This window comes from candidate division KSB1 bacterium, from assembly GCA_034506255.1.
Lineage (GTDB): Bacteria > Zhuqueibacterota > Zhuqueibacteria > Zhuqueibacterales > Zhuqueibacteraceae > Coneutiohabitans > Coneutiohabitans thermophilus.
Window position 1 is genome coordinate 316,356 of sequence record JAPDPX010000006.1, and the last position, 20,274, is coordinate 336,629.

Genomic DNA, 20,274 nt, shown 5'->3' on the forward strand with positions numbered 1-20,274 from the left:
CCGGCCGCTGCCGCATTACAATCGCAGGGACGCATGACTTCGACTTCCTCCCCCCTTCAAGCCGCTGGCATCCGCTGGGATCTTTCGGATCTGTACCACGGGGTGGATGATCCCCGTCTCGCCGAAACTCTCCGGGGCGCGCGCGAACGCGCCGGCATCTTTCATCAAAACTACCACGGCAAAGTGGCGGGCGGCAGCCTTGCCGCCGGCGCGCTGCGGGCCGCCATTATGGAGCTGGAGGAAATTCAGGCGATGGTGCTGCGGGCGGAGGCCTATGCCTATCTTTTCTTTTCCGCCGACACCGCCAACGACGCCGGCAAGGCGCTGTATGCCAGATGCCAGGAAGTGCAGGCGGAGGTGCAAAACCTGGTTTTGTTCTTTGAGCTCGAGTTGCAGCAACTGGCGGAACCGGTCTTTACTGCACTGATCGCGCAGCCCGAGCTGGCGGACTACCGCCATTATCTCACCGGCCTCCGCCTGTTTCAGCCCTACATGCTCTCCGAAAAAGAGGAGCAGATCATCAACAAGAAGGATCTCACCGGCAAGCAGGCGCTGGTGAATTTCTTCACGGAATACACCGCTTCCTTCACCTGGCAGCTTGAAGTGGAGGGCCAAGAGCGGACCCTGACCGCGGAGGAGATGCGCCACCTGCTGCGCCACCCCGATCCGGAGCTGCGCGAACGTGTCAAACGCGCCTATGACGGCCGCTACGGCGACAACGCCGTCATTTTCTGCAATGTCTTCAACGCCCTCATCAAGGACCATGCGCTTGAAAGCGAGATGCGCGGCTACCCCGGCCCGATGGCGCCGGCCCACCTGCGCAACCGCGTGGCAGCGGAAATCGTGGACACCATGATGGCGGTGACCGCGGCGCATTATCCTCTCGCGCAGGAATACTACACGCTCAAAGCGCGGCTGCTCAAGCTGCCCAAAACACGCGGCTGCGATCTGGTGGCGCCGGTGGTGCCGCAGCGCACACGGCTGCCGTTCGCAGAGGGCCGGCGCCTGATTGTCAGCGCGTTCGAGGATTTTTCGCCGGAGATCGCCCGGCTGGCGGAGCAGATGTTTACACGGCGCTGGATCGACGCCGAAGTCCGGCCGCACAAGCGCGGGGGCGCCTATTGCCACGGCGTGATTCCGCAGCATCACCCCTACGTGCTGCTGAGTTACAATGATGATCTCGACAACGTCTACACCCTGGCGCACGAGCTCGGCCATGCGGTGCACGATCTGCTGGCGCGGCGCCGGCAGTCGCTGTTCAATTATCATCCCCCGCTGGTGGCTGCCGAAACCGCCTCGGTTTTTGCCGAGATGCTGCTCACCCGAAAGCTGTTGCAGGAAGTTGGCGACCGCGAGTTCCGCCTCACCGTCCTCACCGGCAAACTCGAAGATCTCTTTGCCACCATTCACACGCAAAACTACTACACCCTGTTCGAGCTGGATGCCCATCGTGCCGGCGCACGGGAACGCCTGTCCGCCGCACAACTGTGCGAGCTGTGGGTGAAACGCCGCCAGGAGATGTATGGCGAGGCGGTGGCCTTTCTGCCCGAGCAAAAGTGGTACTGGTCGGCGATTCCGCATTTCATTCACACGCGCTTCTACTGCTATGCTTACACCTTCGGCGCGCTGCTGGTGCTGGCGCTCTTTCGCCGCTACGAAGAAGAGGGCGCCGCCTTCGTTCCCCGCTATATCAGCCTGCTGGAGGCCGGCGGCTCCCGGGAACCGGAAGCGCTGGCGGCACAAATGGGGTTCGATCTGCGCCGGCCGGCGTTTTGGGAGAGCGGCTTTGCAGTGATGCGGACCATGCTCGCTGATTTGAAAACACTGCTCACGGAATCATCCGGCACACCTGCCCCATGAAACTCCTGTTCTCCGAAACGCCGCCTGATTATCAGCATTACATTTTTCCGTATGCCATTTGGGCCTTTCCCGAGGCGGGCGAAACCCCGCGCGATTTCTTCAGCCGCGGCTTCCTGCCCTCTTCCAGGAATCTCGACCGCTATTATCTCTGCCGCAGCGTGCGCGTCGCCCTCACCGGGTTCAGCCCCTCCTCGGAAAACCGCCGCATCCTCCGCAAAGGCGCCGGCCTGGCATACGAACTGGTGCCGCGCGACGCCTTCCGCTTCACCCCCGCCTGGCGGGACTTCTGCCTGACCTATGCCGACCTCAAGTTCGGTGCCGGCGTGATGACCGCCACCCGCCTCGACAATTTGATGCATGCCAAAATCACTTCACACCTCATGATCTTTCGCGACCCCGCGGCCGGCCGCGACATCGGTTTGGTGATGCTTTTTCTCGAGCCGCCGCACCTGGCGCAGTATTATTACGCCTTCTACGATCTCGACTATCATCACCGCAATCTCGGCATCTACATGATGACCACGGCGGTCGTGCACTTCGCCGAACAGGGCTTCGGGCATCTCTATCTGGGAAGCTGCTATTCCCGCAACGCGCTCTACAAGACGCAATTCAGCGGCGCCGAATTCTTCAACGGCGCCGGCTGGTCACGCCATCTCGAAGAGTTGAAATATCTGATCGCACGCAGTCAGCAGCCGCAAACGCAGCATCTCTTCGAAAGCGAGGATTATTTGCACCGCTTTTACGACGGCGATCTCGGCCGCGCCGTCGAGCGCTCGCTGTTCACCCTCAAATAAATCCGGGATCAGCCCCATGCCTGACGACAAACCGGCACCGCGACGATGCGCGGTCGCAGGGCAATCAACCACGGTCGGTCAGTCGCAGGGGCTTCATGCCCCCGGCTGCTGCCGCCGCGGGAAAACACGCCAGCGGCGGCGCCCCGGTTTGCTGCCCGGCGCGCTGGTGCTCATGCTGCTTCTGCCGGGCAGCGATCTGCACGCACAACCCACCTGGCCGGCCGCGGCACGGCAACTCCTGCCCGTTTTGCAGGCCGTGTCCGATTCCACCAATCGTCTGTTGCATGAGATCGGTGTGTGGCAGGCACAGGGCGGGCAATTGCGCGGCGCACAGCAGGCGCGCTGGGCGCTGTTGCTCGCCGGCCTGAATCAGGGCTATCAGCATTTGCTGACTTTCTCCGATGACTGGGAATTCGCCCGCCGACTGCCACCGTCACAATTTGCCAGCCGTTTCGACACGGCGGCGGCGCGCACGCCCAGCCGGGCGTTGTTGGTGCACACCGGGATGCTTCGTCTGCTGCTGGCGGCCGATCGCGCGCTGTACGCCATGATCGACACGCTGCGCCGGAGCATCGGCAGTTCCCTGGCGCTGCAGCAGCGGCTCAATGAGGGCAATCGCGCCTTCGGCCTGCAATACGGCATCTTCGAAAGCATGACGGCTGCCTATTTCGACGCCAGCCGCCAGCGCCGCACACGCAGCCGGTGGCGACAGTTGCACCATCGCCGCCGCACAGCGGGCAGAATCCTGCAGGACGGTGATCCGGCACTGCTGGCGGAGCTCGAGGCACTTTTGGCGGATCCGCGACTGTTGCAAATTGCCCGGCAAAACGAAATAGCGGCACGCGCGGCAGCAACGTGGGCCGCGGTTGCCGCGCTGCGGGCACCCAGCGCAGATTTGGCCAGCCGCACGCTGCACAATGCCTCACAATTCTTCGGCAACCTGGTGGGCACCACTCTCTTCCGCCTCGCCAGTCTGGCGGGCATCGGCGAATGGCGCGGCCATGCCCTGCCCGCCATGCACCGCTACTACCCTTCACCAGACCAGCCGGCGGCTGCGGTTCATCCCGGGAAGGTGGAGGAGCTGGCAGCCGCGCTGCAGGCGGGTGACATCCTCTTCGAGAAAACGCGCTTCGCCATTACCGACAAGCTGATTCCGGGATACTTTGGACATGTCGCCATTTATCTTGAAAGCTATGAGGCCCTGCGTGCGCTCGGCATTTTCGAAACGGCTGAATTGCAGCAGGCGCTCAACGGCATGCCGCTGGTGGAGATCGAAGCCAAACTCGATGATTGTGCGGCTGCCCTGCAGCACCTGGCGGACAAACCGGAATGGCTGCAACTCGCCGCACTGCGCCGGCGACTGGCCGGCGAAAGCTATCAGGGCCGGCCGCTCAATCCCCTGCTTTTCGAGGCGCTTTACCGTCTGCGCGACCGCCACGGCAACGTGATCGAGGCGTTGCGTGACGGTCAGACCCTGGCCCCTCATACCGGTGGCGTTACGCTCAACCGCTTCGAAGATTTTCTGCATGTCGATGACTTGGCCGCCGTCCGGCTGCGGCCGGAACAGCGCACGCGCCACACCCTGGCCCGCTTCCTGGCGCTGGCATTGTTGCAATATGGCAAGCCCTATGATTTTCGCTTCGACGTCAACACCCTCGATGCCATCGTGTGCAGCGAGCTGATCTATCACAGTTTCGTGGAGGTGAATTTTGCCACGGAGACCTCGCTCGGCTCCCGCACCATTTCGCCGGATCACGTGGCGCAACAGGCCGGCGTGGCCACCACGCTTGCCGGTCAGCGGTTGCAACCGCCCTTCGCGTTGCAACAGTGGCTGGTGCAGGCCATGCCGTTCTATCCCCTGCCGGCGGCACACGCCCGCAGCGATTCCCTGGTGCAGCGCGCCTTTATGGCCCATGTTCGTGAGCAGCAGGGCGGCTTGCAACTCCTGAGCGATCGTGAGCGACGGGAGTGGACGGCGTTGCAGGATTCCGCTGCGCGGTGGCGGGCGCGGGAGAGCGAGCGCCTGCGGCGTCTGCCGGTGCCTGCCACGGTGCGCTGGCAGCCCCCGGCCGAGGGGCGTGCGGTACAGCGGCGGCGCGTGAATTTCTATATCGCACTTGCGGAGGAGCTCGCGCACGCGCGCGCGGCGGGTGCCAGTGCGGCCGGGCTTGCTGCCCGGCAGACGCGCGCGTTGCTGCAATACGCGCGGCGCGACAGTGCCGGCCTGGCGCCGGCAGAGATGGCACGGCTGCTCGCGGATGACTTTGCCTCCTGGCAGGCCGGTGCCGCCTATCGACCGGATTATCTCAACCTGCTCGGCGGTCCCGCACGTTTGGCATTGGCGGTGTTCGGGGCTGCCACGCTGCAACAAGACCAGGCCTTCGGTCGCGGTATCGGTTTGCGTCTGGCGGGCAACCATGAAGCGCCGCGTGTGGGCCTGGGTTTCACCCAGCACTACACCTTTCTGCCAGTCGAGCTGCTGCTGTTCGACGATCGCGGCCGGGAGCGTCAACGGTGGCAGGGTGGCGCCAGCCTGGCGCGTCTGCAAAAAAACTACACGCACGGCGGCCATTTGGCACTGCAGGCGCTGCACTGGCACAAATCCGCTTATGCCACCACTTTTGTGCCCTTCGCGCTGGCGGCGGGTGGTGACAAAGGTCCGCTGACCACGGCGCTGCATCTGGTTCGTCTTGGCAATGGCCATTACCGGGGCGGCCTCTATTTGGGAGAAATGATGCGGGTGGAATTGGGCGCGTGGGATTTTTATCACGGCCGGCGCGCCGGTGCGCTGGTGAATTTTCATTATGGCGCGCGGCTGCAATGCACTCTCGGCGCTTTCCGCGCTTTTGCCGAAGGCAGCCTGGGCGAGCGGCTGGGAGAGCTGGCGGCACGGCGAACAGGGCGATCGGCCGCCTGGCCGGAAATGCGCGACTGGCGCTTCGGCCTGGAGTTGACCGGTTCGAATTTGTATCGCCCCACCCGTCACCGTCTCACCTTTTCGGTGCGGGAGGATCATGCACTTTTCCGCCGCGGCCGCGTGCACAGTGAGCGGCGGGTGCGTGTGCAGTATGAATGGTCGCTGAATGATTGAGCGTTGCCCTTCGTGAAAGTGGGATGCGAAGTGGGGGGAAGCAATGCTTTGCTGGAGGGCGTGCCCGCCGGGCCATCCTTTTCAGGGGAATTGACACCACTCAGTCACCTTCCGCCCTCCTGTCCTGCCAAACACTTCCCCCTCTCTTGCGAATATTCGGCAAGCCTGAATTGGTGCTTGTCGGAAAACGTTCCCTCCGGCTGGGCCGAAGGGTACGCAACGCCAAGGGTGAGCACTTCGCGAAAATTGTCAGGCAATGGCCAGACCGTTGCAGAATCACATTGCAGAAACAGGTTGCCGGACGGCACAGGGCTTGCCCAACCAGCAGATGACCGGCGTCAGCCCGGTCGTCAGTCACCATTCCACAGGGAATTAGCACAAGCGCTGGCTGTCATGATGGTAATTGCCGCCGAATTTGTAATACAAGGAATCACGGCGGCGAGGCGAGCCAGCCCGGCAGGCTCCTTCATCGTCACCTTCGTTGAAAGGATTTCACCATGTTTTCCCGCCCATTGGCGCGGGCAGGATGGCCCGTCACCTTCTTGCTGCTGTGTTTCTCTTTTCCGTTACAGGCACAATTCGAAATCCGGCCTTATGTGCAAAATACTTCCACGAGCAAAGCCGTGGTGATTTGGTACACCAGCGAGAGCCAGCCGGGGTTTTTGCGCTATGGCCGGGAGATGGGGCAATGGCTCAACACGTTGCGGACACCAGCCGGCACGCTCCATCGTGTCGAGCTCACCAATCTCAATTCCAACACCAAATATTTTTATGAGGTCGGCTCCGACAACACTGTTTTTGCCGGTGGTGAGGCCTATTTCTTCCGCACCCATCCCAAGCCGGGCGCGCGCGTGCCGTTCCGCTTTTTTGCCTTTGGCGATTTCGGCGACGGCTCCGACACGCAACAGGCCACCGCGGCACAACTGCTCAAGCAGGATCCCCGCCATCAGTTCGCCCTGCTGCTGGGCGACATCATCTACAGCAGCGGCGCGCGCGACAAATATTTGGTCAACTACTTCCCGGTGTATCAGGACATCATCCGCCACAGCGCCTGGTGGCCGACGCTGGGCAATCACGACATCAAATCCAACAACGGTGCCGCTTATTTCGAATTCTTCGAAACACCGGCCAACAATCCACGAAAGGTCGAAAATTATTATTCCTTCGACTACGCCAACGCCCACATGGTCTCGCTCGATGATGAGCTGCATTTCTCCGGCAACAACCTGCAACAGCAACTGGACTGGGTGAGGAGGGATCTGGCGGACGCCCAAAGTCGCGGCCAGCAATGGCTGATTGTGATGTGGCACAAGCCGCCCTACAGCGCCGGCACGCACGGCGATGACCAGGATATCCAGAAATATTTCGTGCCGATCATGGACGAATACGGCGTCGATCTGGTGCTGTGCGGCCATTCCCATGTCGCCGAGCGTTCGTTTCTGCTCAGCAACCACCGCATTGTGAACAGGGATCTGAACCGCTATCCCAAGGACGGGTTCAAACCCGGCACGATCTATGTCGTCTCCGGCGCGGGCGGCAAAACCGGCGGCGTCGATCCGCACCCGCTCATGGGTTTTCAGCTCGGCAACGTCACCGGCTTCGAGAGCATTTACATCAACGGCGATACGTTGATCGGTGAATGGCTCAACGACAAGGGCGAACGGAAGGATCGTTTCGTCATGCTCAAGAGCGGCAGCGGCCGGCCCACGCTGGTGGCGGTCGACGACGAGGCGATCACGCCCGGCCGGTTCGCGATTCATTACCCCAATCCCTTTCACGCCAGCGCGCCGGGAGCGGGATTGCACATTCGCTTCAGCATCACCAGCCCGGCACCGGTGCATGCCGCGGTGTACGACATGCTCGGCCGTGAGCTGGCGCGTCTGAGCAACGGCGAGATCCGTGCCGCAGGCGAACATGAACTGCGCTGGGATGGCCGCGATGCCAACGGCCGGGTTGCAGCCCGCGGTGTTTACTTCTATCGTGTACAGGCCGGCAACCGCGCGCATTCGGCCAAGGTGTTGGTGCTCCCCTGACCGGTCGCAGACTTTCGACACAACGCCCCATCCTCCTCAACACACAAAAAGGCTCGCGGCCCGAAGATTCGGGTGGCGAGCCTTTTGCTTTTTCTCCGGTAAAACGCCGCCGCCACGGCGCAGGCTGCCGCACGTGCCGGCGCCGGTTTATTCATCGTCGTCTCCGGACTTTTCCTTCTCGCCCGCCGGGCAGCAGCGATATTCCCGCGATTTCTCCAGCAGCTCGATCTGCTTCTTGAGCAGCTCGTTCTCCAGGCGCTTGCGTTCGAGCGAGAGCTGAATCTCGCGCTCGACCGCCGGCTCGCAAATGTCGCACTCATCCAAACAGCCCTTGACGATCACGCCGGGGGTCGGCAGCGAAGAGCGCGATTCGAAGGAAAGCTGGAGCTTGGCTTCCGGCGCAATGTCACCACCCACTTTGTCCAACAAACCTTCTTTCACCAATTCCTGATCGACTTGTTGCAACGCCTGGGCGCGGACTTCCGGGCTGAACGGTTCTTCCGCCGGCAGGGTGGCTGCCAAAACTGTCGCCCGGCTCGCGAAACCGGCGGTACGCTGCCCGCGAAACTCGAAGGCGAAGTTGCGCTCGGCCAACACACTGGCCCGCGCCGCGTTTTCGAGCTCCAGCCGTTTGGCGTCGGTGGCGCGCACGCTCTCCGGCAGAGCGGTCACGCCGGTGCGCGGAATGGGCAGGTTGGGGCTGACGCGGCTGTTGTCCAACGGATCGATGACACGGCGGGTGATGGCCTCGATCTCGAATTTCACCGTTTGGATACGGTTGATCTGATAAAACAAAAAAGTAATGGCGCGGCAGCGGTTGGGGTTGGAGAACTCGCGCGAGGCCGATTCGAAATGATCCTGCGTTTCGCCCTCACTGTGAGTGCGATTGGAGACTTCCCCGATCGAAACCGAACTGGCGGCGCGGGTGGCCAGCTCCGAACGGGAATGCGAGGCTTGCGCGTGGCGCTTCAATTCCTGCGCAAAGGTGTTGATCGAACTGGCATTGTAGGAGCCGCTGGCATTGGCCTCCCCGCCCCACAGCGAAGTCAGACCGGCATCGGCGTGACCTTCGAAGGCGCCCTGCGATTGATGGGTGTCGGTGGCGTTCTGGTTGACGCTGACGTCGTTCATCGATTGCGCCACCATGTTCATGTAAACGCGTGATTCCGCCATCTGGGTGTGACGATAGCTCAGCTTGCTCTCGCTGTCGAAACTGAAACGTGTGCGGCGATCCTGTGAGAACAGTCTCACTTTTTCGCCGGGCAGCAGCGTGGTGGAATACACCAAATCGCCGAGCGCGAGCGGGCCGTCGCAGCGTTCGAAGCGGGCGCGCAGGGTCACTTCCACCGGCACGATCAGCCGGCGGTCATTGACGATCACCTCCGTGTTGCGCGTGAGGCGGTAGGCAAAGCGCATCACATCGCACACCGGTTCGGTTTCCAGGTCAGGGCAGCAGGGGATTTTGGAGGCCGGGATAAGATCTTTGGTGTGGGCCATGGTGGTCATACCTTTACATTGAGAATTGTTTGTGAAAATGTGGGTTGGACAAGGCCGGACAAATTTGAATGCGCCACGGCGAAGCAGCCCTCCGCAGAGACAACGAGACCAATGTCGCAGTGTTTTTCTCCGGCCAACAAAATAGATGCCGCCAGATCTCCGATTTCTCATGACATTTTTGTCACAAGTCAGTTTTGCGGACAGACCGTTCCCAAACCGTGCAATGTCTCAAAAGAGACGCAGGTGGTGCGCGTCGCGCCGGCTGGGGTGTGCCTGGGGGGTTGTTTGCGGGGACGGCAATTGCCATGAAATCAACTGGCAAACACCGCGGTGGCAGGAAAAAGAAGAGAAGGGGGATGAAGAGGTGCGGGGGGAGCGAGGTGGCGCAGCATTTGCGATTTGCCGCGCCCATCGCCGGCGGCTCATCCGGCTTTGCCACGGAGAGTTTGACGGGAAGCACCGCCGCGAGATCATGCCTTCCGGGAGTCAAGGGACTCTGATTCCTCTTTAATCTTAATCATTCATCTCGATTTAATCAACATCACCTGCCCCTGACGCAGGCTTTTTGTCTGCCTGCAGACGGGCAGACTGCGCCATGCACTTGCAACGCAGAACTCCTGTCTGCAATCCAGGCGGAAAGCCCGCGTTCTGAGATTCATCCTGCCCGACAGGTTGAAGCTTGCGGGTTGACCTCTGAGGCCACCAGTTTTTACAAGAGAGGGAAACACGTATGTTTCACGAGGTCTGGCGCGGCGCCTGCCGCCGGGCAATTCTGTTCAGCCTGGGTTTTCTGCCGGCAGCACCCGCCCTGTTATCCCAAACTTTACCCGCACCTCACGTCGATTCCCTGCGGCAGGCCATGCAACTGCCCGAGGCGGTGACGGTGCGCTGGGCGACCAGCCACAACAGCGTGGATACCATCCACGTCAGCGATGATTTCAACCGGCCGGAAATCGGCGAGCATTGGACCTATGACAAACGTTACTGGGCGATCAAAGACGGCGAACTGGTGCTCACGCCCGCGGCCATCTACGGCTGGCGCTATCTGGCACTGTTCGAGCCGGTGTTCAACAAACCCGGCCTGAACGTGTACTCGGTTTCCTATCGCTGGGGCCGGCAGGCGGATTCCATCGGCATCAAAGAGGGGGCGCATGCCTTGATGATCGACACTCTCGCCACCATCGGCAGCGGTTACTGGCTGTGGCACCGCACCAACTGGCACGAAGTCTGGCTGTGGATTATTCGCTATGGCACCTGGGAATACACCTGGCGACAGGGCAAGCGTGTCGACCAACAGCAGGCAAAAGTTCCCAACCCCAAAGCAGGTGACGTGGTAAAAGCCGTCATTCGCAATCGTCCCGAGGCCGTCTATTTTGATTACTACGTCAATGACCGTCTCGACGCCACCTGCGCGGACACCAGCAAGGAATTTGCCCTCAACAATCGGTGGTATGTGGGAGTGTTCATTCACGGCGAGCAGCTCAACAACCAAGTCGATGACTTTACCGTCTCCTGGCTGCAAGTCGATCAAATTGCGCCGGCGGCAGTGACGGATTTGCACGGCGTGGACAGCACCTCCTCCGCGCTCACCCTCGAATGGCGCGCACCCGGCGACAACAATTGGGACGGCCAAGCCGAACGCTATGAAATTCGCTATTCGACCGCGCCCATCACCAGCGGGAACTTTTCCGCCGCACAATTGCTGCCGACTCCACCGGTGCCCAACCGTGGCGGCGAGGTGCAACGCGTGCGCCTGGAGGGTTTGCTGCCTTATCAAACCTACTACGTCGCGCTGCGCGCCTTCGATGAAACCGGCCGGGCCGGCGGCCTCTCCAACGTTGCCCAATTGCGCACGCGCGGTGACGGCATAGCCAGCAAACTGCTGCTCGCCGCTGGCTGCCATCAAAACGGGGAAGCAGGCCAGACTCTGCCGCAGCCGCTGGGCGTGCAGGTGACCGACCGCTTTGGTGCGCCGGTCAGCGGCTTCGCCGTGCAGTTCACGGTCATTGCCGGCAATGGCAATCTGCAGGGCCAGGCCAGGCGCACGGTTTTGACCGATGCCCAGGGCTATGCCCGCACCACCTGGACGCTCGGCCCCACCCCCGGCACCAACGAAGTCGAGATTCGCGCCGACGGCTTGAGCGGTTCACCCGCACGCTGCGTGGTCACTGCCACCACGGGCAGTCTGACGCAGGCCAGCATTGTCAGCGGCGCCCGGCAGATGGTCTCCGCCGGCCAGCCTTCCGCCCCGCTGGTGGCACGCTTCAGCGATGATTTTGGCAATGGCATTGTCGGCCACGCAGTACAGTTTGCCATTCTCACCGGCGGCGGACACTTCGCCAATGGCCAGACCATGGTGCAAACCGTGACCGATGCCAACGGTACCGCGACGGCGACGTGCCTGGCGGGTGAGGTGTACGGTGACTCCACGGTGGTTGTCGCCTCGCCGGCGGCCAGCACCACACCGGCAGTGCAATTTCTCATCAAAACGGCAGCGCCGGATTCGATGGCTGTTGCCGGCGGGGACCAGCAAACCGCTTTCGCGGGCACGACGTTGCCGGAGCCGCTCAGCGTGCAGGTGTTCGACGCCAACGGCCTGCCAGCCGGGAATTTCAGCGTCACCTTTCGCATTGTCTCCGGCGGCGGCAGGCTCAACCATGACACCACCCAAGTCCGCGTGCGCACCGATTCCAGCGGCGTGGCGCGCGTGAGGTGGACGCTGGGCAAACTCGCCGGCAGCCAGCAGGTCAACGCCAGGGCGGAATTCAAAGGCGTGAAGCTGCGGCATTCGCCACTCGCCTTTCATGCCACGGCCAAACCAGTAGTGATCAGTCCCACGCTCTCACATCTCAGCGTGAGCCCGCAAACCGGCCTGCCGGCCGACAGTCAGGCGGTGGCAACGATCACCGTGACGCTGCGCAATGAACTCAACCAACTCGTCAGCGGCCAGGCGGTGCGCGTGACGGTGTCCGGGCAGCACAACCTGCTTGCGCCCGCCAGCGGGCTGACGGATGCCAATGGCACAGCGGTGTTCCGACTGCGTTCGTGGCGTGCCGGTCGCAAAACGGTGGCGGCCTATCTGCGGTCACCGGCATTGAAACTGGCGGACAGCGTGCAGGTGGAGTTTGTGGCGTTGCCGGCGGTGTCGTTTGAGAAGGCAGGAGGAGATCAACAAAGCGGTGCGATCAATCAACTGCTGGCGCTGCCGGTGGCGGTGCGCCTGCACGACAAACTCGGCAATCCCCCGCAGCCCACGGCGGTGAAATTCGAGGTGACGGCGGGCGGCGGCAGTATTCTCGCCAACGGCAGTGGCCTCGTGTTCTCGGACAGCAATGGCATCGCACAAGCACGCTGGCGGTTGGGGCCGTCATTGGGCTTCAACCGCCTCAACGTCAGTGTGCCCGGCCTGGCCGCACCGGTGCTCACCTTCACGGCGCTGGCGTTGATCACGGCAGTGGAGGAGCCGGCTGCCGGTCATGTGCCGGTGCAATTTGCCTTGTGGCAGAATCAGCCCAATCCCTTCAATCCGGAAACCAACATTCCTTTTGACTTGCCCGAAGCGGCGCTGGTGCGGCTGGAATTGTATGACATGAACGGCAGGCTGGTGAGAGTGTTGGCGGAGGAGGAGAGACCGGCAGGCGCACACGTGTTGCGCTGGGACGGCCGTGACCAAGCGGGGCAATTGGTGCATTCCGGGGTTTATCTGTATCGCCTGCAGGCGCGGCTGCACCACCGCGGTGAAATTTTCACCGCGACACGGAAGCTGCTGCTGTTGCAATGAGCCCCGCCCGGAGATGCAAGGCGTCCGGGCGGGAAAGGGGGGGACCTACGGCTGCGGCTCGAGTTTTTCGATCAGAAAAAAGATTTTCTCGCTGCGCAGTTGCGCGGCCTCGAGCATCTTGATGCGGTCGCGATGTCCCGCTTTGGAAATTTGAATCACATGATTCTGCCCGCGGGAGATGTATGTGATCAGCGGTGACTGTCCCAGGTATTTGTCGTCGACGATCACCTCGGCATGGGTGGGAATGGTGTTGATCTGCAGTGCGATTTTTTCATCTGCGGGCGGGGCAACGGGCGCGGGTTCCACCGGTGGCACAGGCGCAGGCAGAGCGGGCGCCGGGGCCATGGGGGAGTCAGGCACGGCCGGCGGCCGGGCAGTTTCCGGCGCGACAGCCGCAGGGACAACTCGCACCGCCGGTGTCACCTCCGGCGTTGGCTTCGACTCGTGCCCGCCCGCTGCTGCCGGTGATGCTGCCGGTGCAGTGGCTGTTACCTGCCCGGCTGCGCCCGCCAGCGGCTGTGCACTCTCCGTGAAAAAATTCTTCTTTCTCACCAGACTGCCGTCGGGATTCTTTTCGAGTGTGATGGTGAGCAGCGTCACGTGGCCGGGATAGATTCTGACCCGGCCGTCATGCGTCTGCAGCTCGTATTCCTTCTCCTTCCAAAAAGATTTGGCACGATAGACGGCCTTCACCTGATACACGCCCTGGGCCAGAGGCAGCTCGAAGACTTCATTGCGCGGCGTGCGTTCGGTGGTGCGCAGCGGTTGAATTCTCCTGCCCTCGACATACAGCTCGACTTCGCCCTTGTTGTTGCGCTGGTCGCGCACATTGTTGATCTGCACGAGCAAACCGGGGGAAGTGGTGGAGACGGCGGCCAACGCGCCGGCAACAAGGCCGGCAGCCGGGTTGATGAGGCAAAACAGCAGCGCTGGGTAAAGGCATCTGGTGATCATGACTTTCTCCCTTGGAGTAAAAAGGTGCCCCTGCACGCCAAGGCCGGCCTGGCAGCGGGATGATGGAAAGAGTTGATCTCCTAAGTCAAACGCAGCAGACGAAACACCGGGCCGGGCACCGCTCAGACTCACCAGGTCAGACTGCCGTTGCGGCCAAGGGTGGGTTCGCCGGCCACGATCAGCATGCCGATGTTGAAGGGATCGCGCAGGCTGAGCAGGCCGGGCCTCTGCTGAAACGTCCAGTCGTGGCGCTCCAGGCGGCTTGCCACCAGTGCCAACTCTGTTTCATTCGGCACACAGATGGTAAGATACCGGAGACCGCGGGCGTCGGAAGGCGCGGGGGGTGCTCCCTTTCCCGCCCAGGTATTGCATCCCACATGATGATGATAGCCTCCGGCCGCGAGAAAGAGGGCCTCACTGCCGTAGCGCGCGGTCAATTCGAAACCCAGAATCTCACGATAGAAACGCTCGGCACTTTCCAGATCGCCGACTTGCAAATGCACATGGCCGATGCGCGTGCCGGGCGGCAATCCTTCCCAGGTGACTTTGCCGCGTCCCAATTCCGCCAGCAGCAAATCCAAATCGAGCACCTCGGTGGTCATGCGCAACTGGCCGTCCTGCCAGAGCCAGTCGCTGCGCGGCCGGTCGGCATAGATTTCGATGCCGTTGCCTTCAGGGTCGGCGAGGTAAATTGCCTCACTCACCAGATGATCCGAAGCGCCTTGCAACGGGTAGCGCAGAGCGAGCAGATGGTGCAGAGCGTGCGCCAGATCGTAGCGGCCTGGCAGCAGAATCGCGAAGTGATAGAGGCCGGCACTGAAGTGCGGCCGGGGCTTGGCGTCCGGCAACCGGGTGAGCGCGAGCAGGGGGTGCGAGCCGTCGGCGGAGAGCCAGGTGGTACCGCGCTGGCTCTGCAGGATTTTCAGGCCGAGCAGGTTGCTGTAGAAATGGAGCGCTTGTTTCAAATCTGCAACCGTGAGATGCACCGGCCCCATGTGTGTATCGGGGTGCATAACGAACCTATCCCAAAAAGATGTTTTTGCTTGCAGGAAATCGCGGTCGTTGAAGGTCGAGGCTCCGTCCTGGATTGTTGAGAAATTGGAACCGGTTCCGTTCCTGGCATTCCGGTGTTTTTTGCCGCGCAGTGCATGGTTGGGGTGCATGGGAATGAAAGGCTGCGGCATTTGTGATTTCGCATATGCGAAAGACTACAGTCAGCGGCGGCAAAATAATTCTAATTCCTCTAAAAGTCAATTCGCGGATTGTTCCCGCCGCCACGGCATCAAGATGACGGCACACGCCGGGGTTGCGATTTGCGCCGGACCTTGCCGGTGTAGGGATCGGGCAGACTGCCCGCGCGCATCAACTCGCCGAGCAGGTAATGCGAGCCGGTGACGCAAAGCAAATCGTTGTCGCGGCAGAGTGCGCGCGCCGCCTGCAGCGCCTGCTCGCTGTGGTCGAACGCCCGGGCGCGCAATCCCAGGGCGCGGGCATGTTGCAGCAATTCCCGGCCGGGCCGGGCGCGATCGCTTGCCACCGTGGCGAAAAAGCAGGCCGGCTGCAGCGGCTGCCAGAGGCGCAGCACCCTGGCCGCCGACTTGTCCTGCATCAGCGCCATCACCACTTTGACCGGCCGGCCGGGAAAGAGCGTCTGAATCGTTTGGGTGAGCACGCGCATGCCATGGGGATTGTGTGCCGCGTCCAACAGCGTGTTCGGCTGGCCCGGCAGCAATTGCAGCCGCGCCGGCCAGTGTGTGTGCGACAGCCCCGCACGGATGGCTTCGTCGGAGAGCGGAAATCCGGCCCGGCGCAGCAAGCTCGCGGCACAAACCGCCAGAGCCGCATTACGCACTTGATGCGCACCCAACAAGTTCAACTGCAAAGCGGAATAGGCAATTTCATCAGCGGGCAAACGCAGGTCGAAGCGGGTTCCCGTGACGGCCAGTCGCATTTTGGAAACCTTCGCGCGCCGGCGAACCTCGAGCAGCGGTGCGCGCAGCTCGCGGCAGCGGGCCGCCACCACGGCAGCCGCCGTGGGTGGCAGCACGCCGCTCAGGCAGGGCCGTTTGGGTTTGATGATGCCGGCCTTCTCCGCAGCAATCGCGGCCAGGGTCCTGCCCAGGTAATTCTGATGCTCCAGAGCGATGGATGTAATGATGCTGATCTCGGGCAGGATGATGTTGGTGGCGTCCAGCCGGCCGCCCAAACCGGTTTCGATAATCGCCAGATCGACCTGCTGCTCGGCAAAATATTTGAAAGCAAGCGCGGTCAGGACTTCAAAGTAGGTGGCCTGCCAGGCATCGATCCGCGACCGGCAGGAGCGCAACAACTCTTCGAAGTCATGGCCGGAGATGGGCACGCCGTTGATTTGAATGCGCTCATTGAGATGGACCAGATGGGGGGAGGTATAAAGCCCGACACGCAGACCGGCGGCTTGGGCAATGGCTGTCAGCATCGCCGCGGTCGAACCTTTGCCATTGGTGCCGGCGAGATGTACACACGGAAAGGCCCGCTGGGGATTGCCAAGAAAACGAGCAAGCCGGCGAATGCGCTGCAAGCCGAGCTGCCAGCCAAAAAATCCCAGTTTATTCAAATAAGCCTGAGTGCGGCTACTTATGGCCATTTCAGATCGTGACATGGCTTCCGAGGTATGATTGCGGGACTTGCCTGCCACCACTTGGGCAACGATTCTCAGCAGCGCTGAGAACCCTTGTGAGATGAGCACAGCATGGCTGGCTGCAAAAGTGGTCTTGCTTCATCCTGATGGGCGCCGCGCGCGCCACACAATTGATTGCTGCAGAAATGGCCGCCAATATGCAAAAATTTTCCGTTTTCTGGAAGCTTTTTGCATATCCTCGCACATCTTTGGCGGACACGGCGCATGTTGCGGTCGCCATGCCGGCGGGTGTACAAGTTTAACTTCTTTGAAATCGTGCGAGATGAAAAACCTGCCGGATGAGCTGCGCAGTCAGGCGAGGCAAGCTGACTTTAGAGCGCAGCATGGCATAAGCCTTGCAAAGAATATTGTTTTGATAAAACAAGATCTTGCGCAAATGAGAACCTCTTCCCCAAGAGCCAAAATCCTCGTGCTGGTGGCGCTCCTCCTGCCGGCCAGCAACAGCTTCAGCGGCGCGTTCGGCAATATCTCCGGTTTCGTGAGAGACAAGGAGACAAATATTCCTCTGCCAGGCGCGAATATTGTAGTGGAAGGCACCAATTTTGGCGCCAAAGCCAACAAGTACGGGCACTACATCATCTACAACCTGCCGGTGGGCAACTACAACCTGCGGGTGAGCATGATCGGCTACAGCACGTTGAAGCTGACCGACGTGGAGGTGAAAACCGATCTCAATACCAGCCTGGACATCGCGCTCACCAGCCGCGTGCTCAACACGTCCGAAGAAATCGTGGTAACCGCGCCGCGCGTGCAGATTTTTCGTGATCTGATGTCGAGCACCGAATATCTCAGCGAGGAAACCATAGCGGAAACCACGCCCGGGCTGACCTATCACGACAAGCTGGCTCTGGTGCCCGGCTACGTCGCCAACCACATGCGCGGCAGCCGCAGCAGCAACGTGCAGTATCTCATCGACGGGCTGCCGGCTTCCGGTGCCATGACCCGTGCGGCGGCGTTCAGCCTGCCCACCAGCGCGATCGCAGAGATGGTGGTGCAGACCGGCGGTTTCAGTGCGGAATACGGCAACGTTACCTCCGGGGTCATCAACATCATCACGCGCGAGGGCCGCAATGACTTTTTCGCGGCACTCAAACTGGCGCAGGATGTACCGGCGCGCCGCGATTGGAGCTATGACAACGCCCGGCGCGCGGAGTTTGCCGTGGGCGGGCCGCTCAAACTCGGCCTGGGCGGGCCGTTGATCGATTCCAATTACCTGATTTCCGGCAGTGCCTACCTTACCGACACGCCCCAGCGCAAGCAGCTTCGGCAGATCTTTAACACGCCGGTGCTGTTCAATTATGATCTGAATTCCAAGCTGATGCTCCGGCTGTCCAACACGGTCTTTCTGCGCTGGCAGGGCTTGTTTTCCAACTGGGAATGGCGGCGCTATGATGCGGCGTGGGCCGGCCGTGTGTCGGCGCTGCCCAAACGCTTCAACAACAGCAGCCGGATGGACCTGTCCATCATTCACACCCTGAGTGCGGAGACGTTTTACAAGCTTGAATTGAGTCTCCTGCGTTTGCGGCAGCGCATCACCGGCGCCATCGCCGGCGCGGGAACCAGCAATCTCATCCTCAAACACTCGCAATCGCTGGCGCAGGTGTGGCCGGGAGAGTTCGAACCCTGGTGGGAGGATCTGCGCGAGCGCCACTACTTCGGCCGCCTCAGCCTGGTGCGGCAATTGAATCCCACGCACCAATTTCGGCTGGGCTTCGAGACCAACCTGTGGCAAATCACGCTCAACCGCGATCGCTTCCTGCTGTGGCCCAACGGCCGCCTGGCAGAGAGCCGGGTGTACAGCCGCTATCAGGACGCGTTCCAGCGCAAACCGTATGCGCTCGCCGCCTATTTCCAGCACAAAATCGAGCTCCCCAGTTTTCTGGCCACCATGGGCGTGCGCGCCGAATACTTCTCCGCGAATGCCAAACCGGCGCGACTGCCCTCCACAGCACCCTTCACGGCGGCCAATGATTCTGCAGTGGCGCCGGCACCACCGGCGGACAAATTTCACTTCACCCTGGCGCCGCGCCTGGGCATCGCCATTCCCATCGGCAACGTCGAACATCTCGCGGTGAACTACGGCTGGTTTTTCGAGCTGCCGCCGTTTTATTACTTGTATACCAACCCCGCAGGCAATCTCGAGGCCCGCTGGCCGATCTTCGGCAACAGCAACATCAAGCCGATCCGCGCCAAAGCCTGGGAGCTGACATACCGCCGCGTGCTGGCCGGGCATTCCACCTTCACGCTCACCGGCTTCCTGCGTGACTTTGAAGATTTGATCGACACCTTCCCATACGGCAATCCCGCCGCCGGCTCGGGGGAACAACAAGCGGTGTTTCGCTATGAGAATCGCGCCAGGGCCAGCACCAGCGGTCTGGAAGCAGCCTACTCCCATCGCTTCGGCATGGCGCTGCAGGCAAGCCTTGCCTACACTCACTTGACCAGCAGCGGCACCGGCTCCTGGCCGGAGACCACGCTGTTGAGCCGCAGCCGCGATGAAGTGCAGCTCAGCCATCTGGAGGAGCCGCTGGCGTGGGATCAACGTCACGCCTTCAAGCTGCGTCTGTCTTACCACACGCCCCAAGGCCTGCTGGTGAGCCTGTTCGCCAAAATCAATGGGCCGGCACGTGCGATCGAGTGGCTGAGCAACAAAGAGACGGAGCTGGGCTGGCGTCATTTTATCGATCTGAAACTGGCGGGACCGTCTTTGGCGCGGCTCGGCCTGCCGCTGGCACCGTTTCTGGAGGTGCGCAACCTGCTCGATCAACGCAGCGCAGATCCGGCGCAGGGCGGCATCGATTTCGGCCAGCCCACGCTGGAGTTTCAGGAACACTACGGCCGGCGCATTTGGGTTGGCCTCAGCTTGCGGTGAGCCGGCGGCACCTGCTCGCTTTCCCACCTCCTTCCTTTGACAACCTGCCATGCGCGGCACCTGCGGCAAGAGGGCGCCCAGCCTGCTTTATGTGCCGCCGGCCGCAGTAGCGCGGCGTGATCATGGTGCAAAACTCCAGGCACCTTCAAAAGGTTTTTGTGCGCTGAAGCCTCCCGCCCAGCCAAGGCAGAGAGCACGCCGACGCTGAGGCAACTTTTGTCTTCCCTGAATGTTGCATGCTCACTTGCCATTGCCCGGGAGAAATGACGTGTTCACAAAACTCCGTCAGGAGTGAACTGGAGAATTTCTCATGATCTGGCGCGGCTTTTTGAGGAGGGCCAGGCAGGCCACACCTGACGAAGTTTTGAGAAATGCGAAAGGCCACTTCACGCAAAACAGTTCACTTCTACCGGAGTTGACAGCACGGTTGCCTGCAAAATTTTTTATGCACCACCCCGGGTGGTTGGCCGTCGCGATCACAGCGGCGCTTCTCGCGGAGGAGATCAATCTGGGTGCAAAATTCAGGTCTTGCATTTTTAAGAGGCGATTTCTATTTTGCCGCCATTCCAAAGCCGGGAAGCGAGTGAACAGCCGTGGGCATTTCATGCGCGATCTCGCACACCTGTTGATGGCCAATCCACACCAGCTTTTCCAAATGCCATTCTTCCCACTCAGTCACAACAGCGCCGTGTCTTGATGCTGGACAGCAGGACAG

11 protein-coding genes are annotated in these 20,274 nt (G+C 61.4%); 7 read left to right on the plus strand and 4 right to left on the minus strand.

Going from position 1 to position 20,274, the window contains the following annotated elements; genetic code table 11:
• Window positions 1–33 precede the first annotated feature (33 nt).
• The 4 genes from ONB52_14345 to ONB52_14360 all read left to right on the plus strand — a co-directional run bounded on the left by ONB52_14345 (window position 34) and on the right by ONB52_14360 (window position 7,778).
• Window positions 34–1,860, plus strand: a complete 1,827-nt coding sequence (locus ONB52_14345; GenBank protein MDZ7417314.1) for a M3 family oligoendopeptidase — start codon at window positions 34–36, stop codon at window positions 1,858–1,860.
• Complete coding sequence (locus tag ONB52_14350) at window positions 1,857–2,654, plus strand: hypothetical protein (protein ID MDZ7417315.1); 798 nt, start codon at window positions 1,857–1,859, stop codon at window positions 2,652–2,654. Before ONB52_14345 ends, ONB52_14350 begins: the two co-directional genes overlap by 4 nt.
• Before the next feature lie 16 nt (window positions 2,655–2,670).
• Window positions 2,671–5,745, plus strand: a complete 3,075-nt coding sequence (locus tag ONB52_14355; GenBank protein ID MDZ7417316.1) for a YiiX/YebB-like N1pC/P60 family cysteine hydrolase — start codon at window positions 2,671–2,673, stop codon at window positions 5,743–5,745.
• 497 nt (window positions 5,746–6,242) lie between these two features.
• Entirely contained in the window at window positions 6,243–7,778 is a 1,536-nt protein-coding gene (locus ONB52_14360; GenBank protein ID MDZ7417317.1) for a metallophosphoesterase, read from the plus strand.
• A 147-nt stretch (window positions 7,779–7,925) separates the two neighbouring features.
• On the opposite strand, the gene ONB52_14365 is transcribed toward ONB52_14360, so the two are convergent.
• A complete protein-coding gene (locus ONB52_14365) occupies window positions 7,926–9,275 on the minus strand; it encodes a DUF4809 family protein (GenBank protein MDZ7417318.1) in 1,350 nt (449 codons plus the stop codon).
• Between the two features lie 730 nt (window positions 9,276–10,005).
• Here ONB52_14365 and ONB52_14370 point away from each other — a divergent pair.
• Complete coding sequence (locus ONB52_14370; GenBank protein ID MDZ7417319.1) at window positions 10,006–13,056, plus strand: Ig-like domain-containing protein; 3,051 nt, start codon at window positions 10,006–10,008, stop codon at window positions 13,054–13,056.
• Between the two features lie 45 nt (window positions 13,057–13,101).
• Here the strand turns inward: ONB52_14370 and ONB52_14375 are convergent, their stop codons facing one another.
• The 3 genes from ONB52_14375 to ONB52_14385 all read right to left on the minus strand — a co-directional run bounded on the left by ONB52_14375 (window position 13,102) and on the right by ONB52_14385 (window position 16,648).
• Complete coding sequence (locus tag ONB52_14375) at window positions 13,102–14,010, minus strand: PEGA domain-containing protein (GenBank protein ID MDZ7417320.1); 909 nt, start codon at window positions 14,008–14,010, stop codon at window positions 13,102–13,104.
• Between the two features lie 128 nt (window positions 14,011–14,138).
• Window positions 14,139–15,023, minus strand: coding sequence for a VOC family protein (locus ONB52_14380; protein ID MDZ7417321.1), 885 nt, complete (start codon window positions 15,021–15,023; stop codon window positions 14,139–14,141).
• Between the two features lie 269 nt (window positions 15,024–15,292).
• Window positions 15,293–16,648: a bifunctional folylpolyglutamate synthase/dihydrofolate synthase gene (locus ONB52_14385; GenBank protein MDZ7417322.1), complete on the minus strand. Its 1,356-nt coding sequence runs from the start codon at window positions 16,646–16,648 to the stop codon at window positions 15,293–15,295.
• 415 nt (window positions 16,649–17,063) lie between these two features.
• Between ONB52_14385 and ONB52_14390 the strand changes: the two genes are divergently transcribed.
• Window positions 17,064–19,559 (plus strand): TonB-dependent receptor, encoded by a 2,496-nt coding sequence (locus ONB52_14390; protein ID MDZ7417323.1) that lies wholly within the window; start codon window positions 17,064–17,066, stop codon window positions 19,557–19,559.
• A gap of 310 nt (window positions 19,560–19,869) precedes the next feature.
• Window positions 19,870–20,256, plus strand: coding sequence for a hypothetical protein (locus tag ONB52_14395; protein MDZ7417324.1), 387 nt, complete (start codon window positions 19,870–19,872; stop codon window positions 20,254–20,256).
• The last annotated feature ends 18 nt before the right edge of the window (window positions 20,257–20,274 follow it).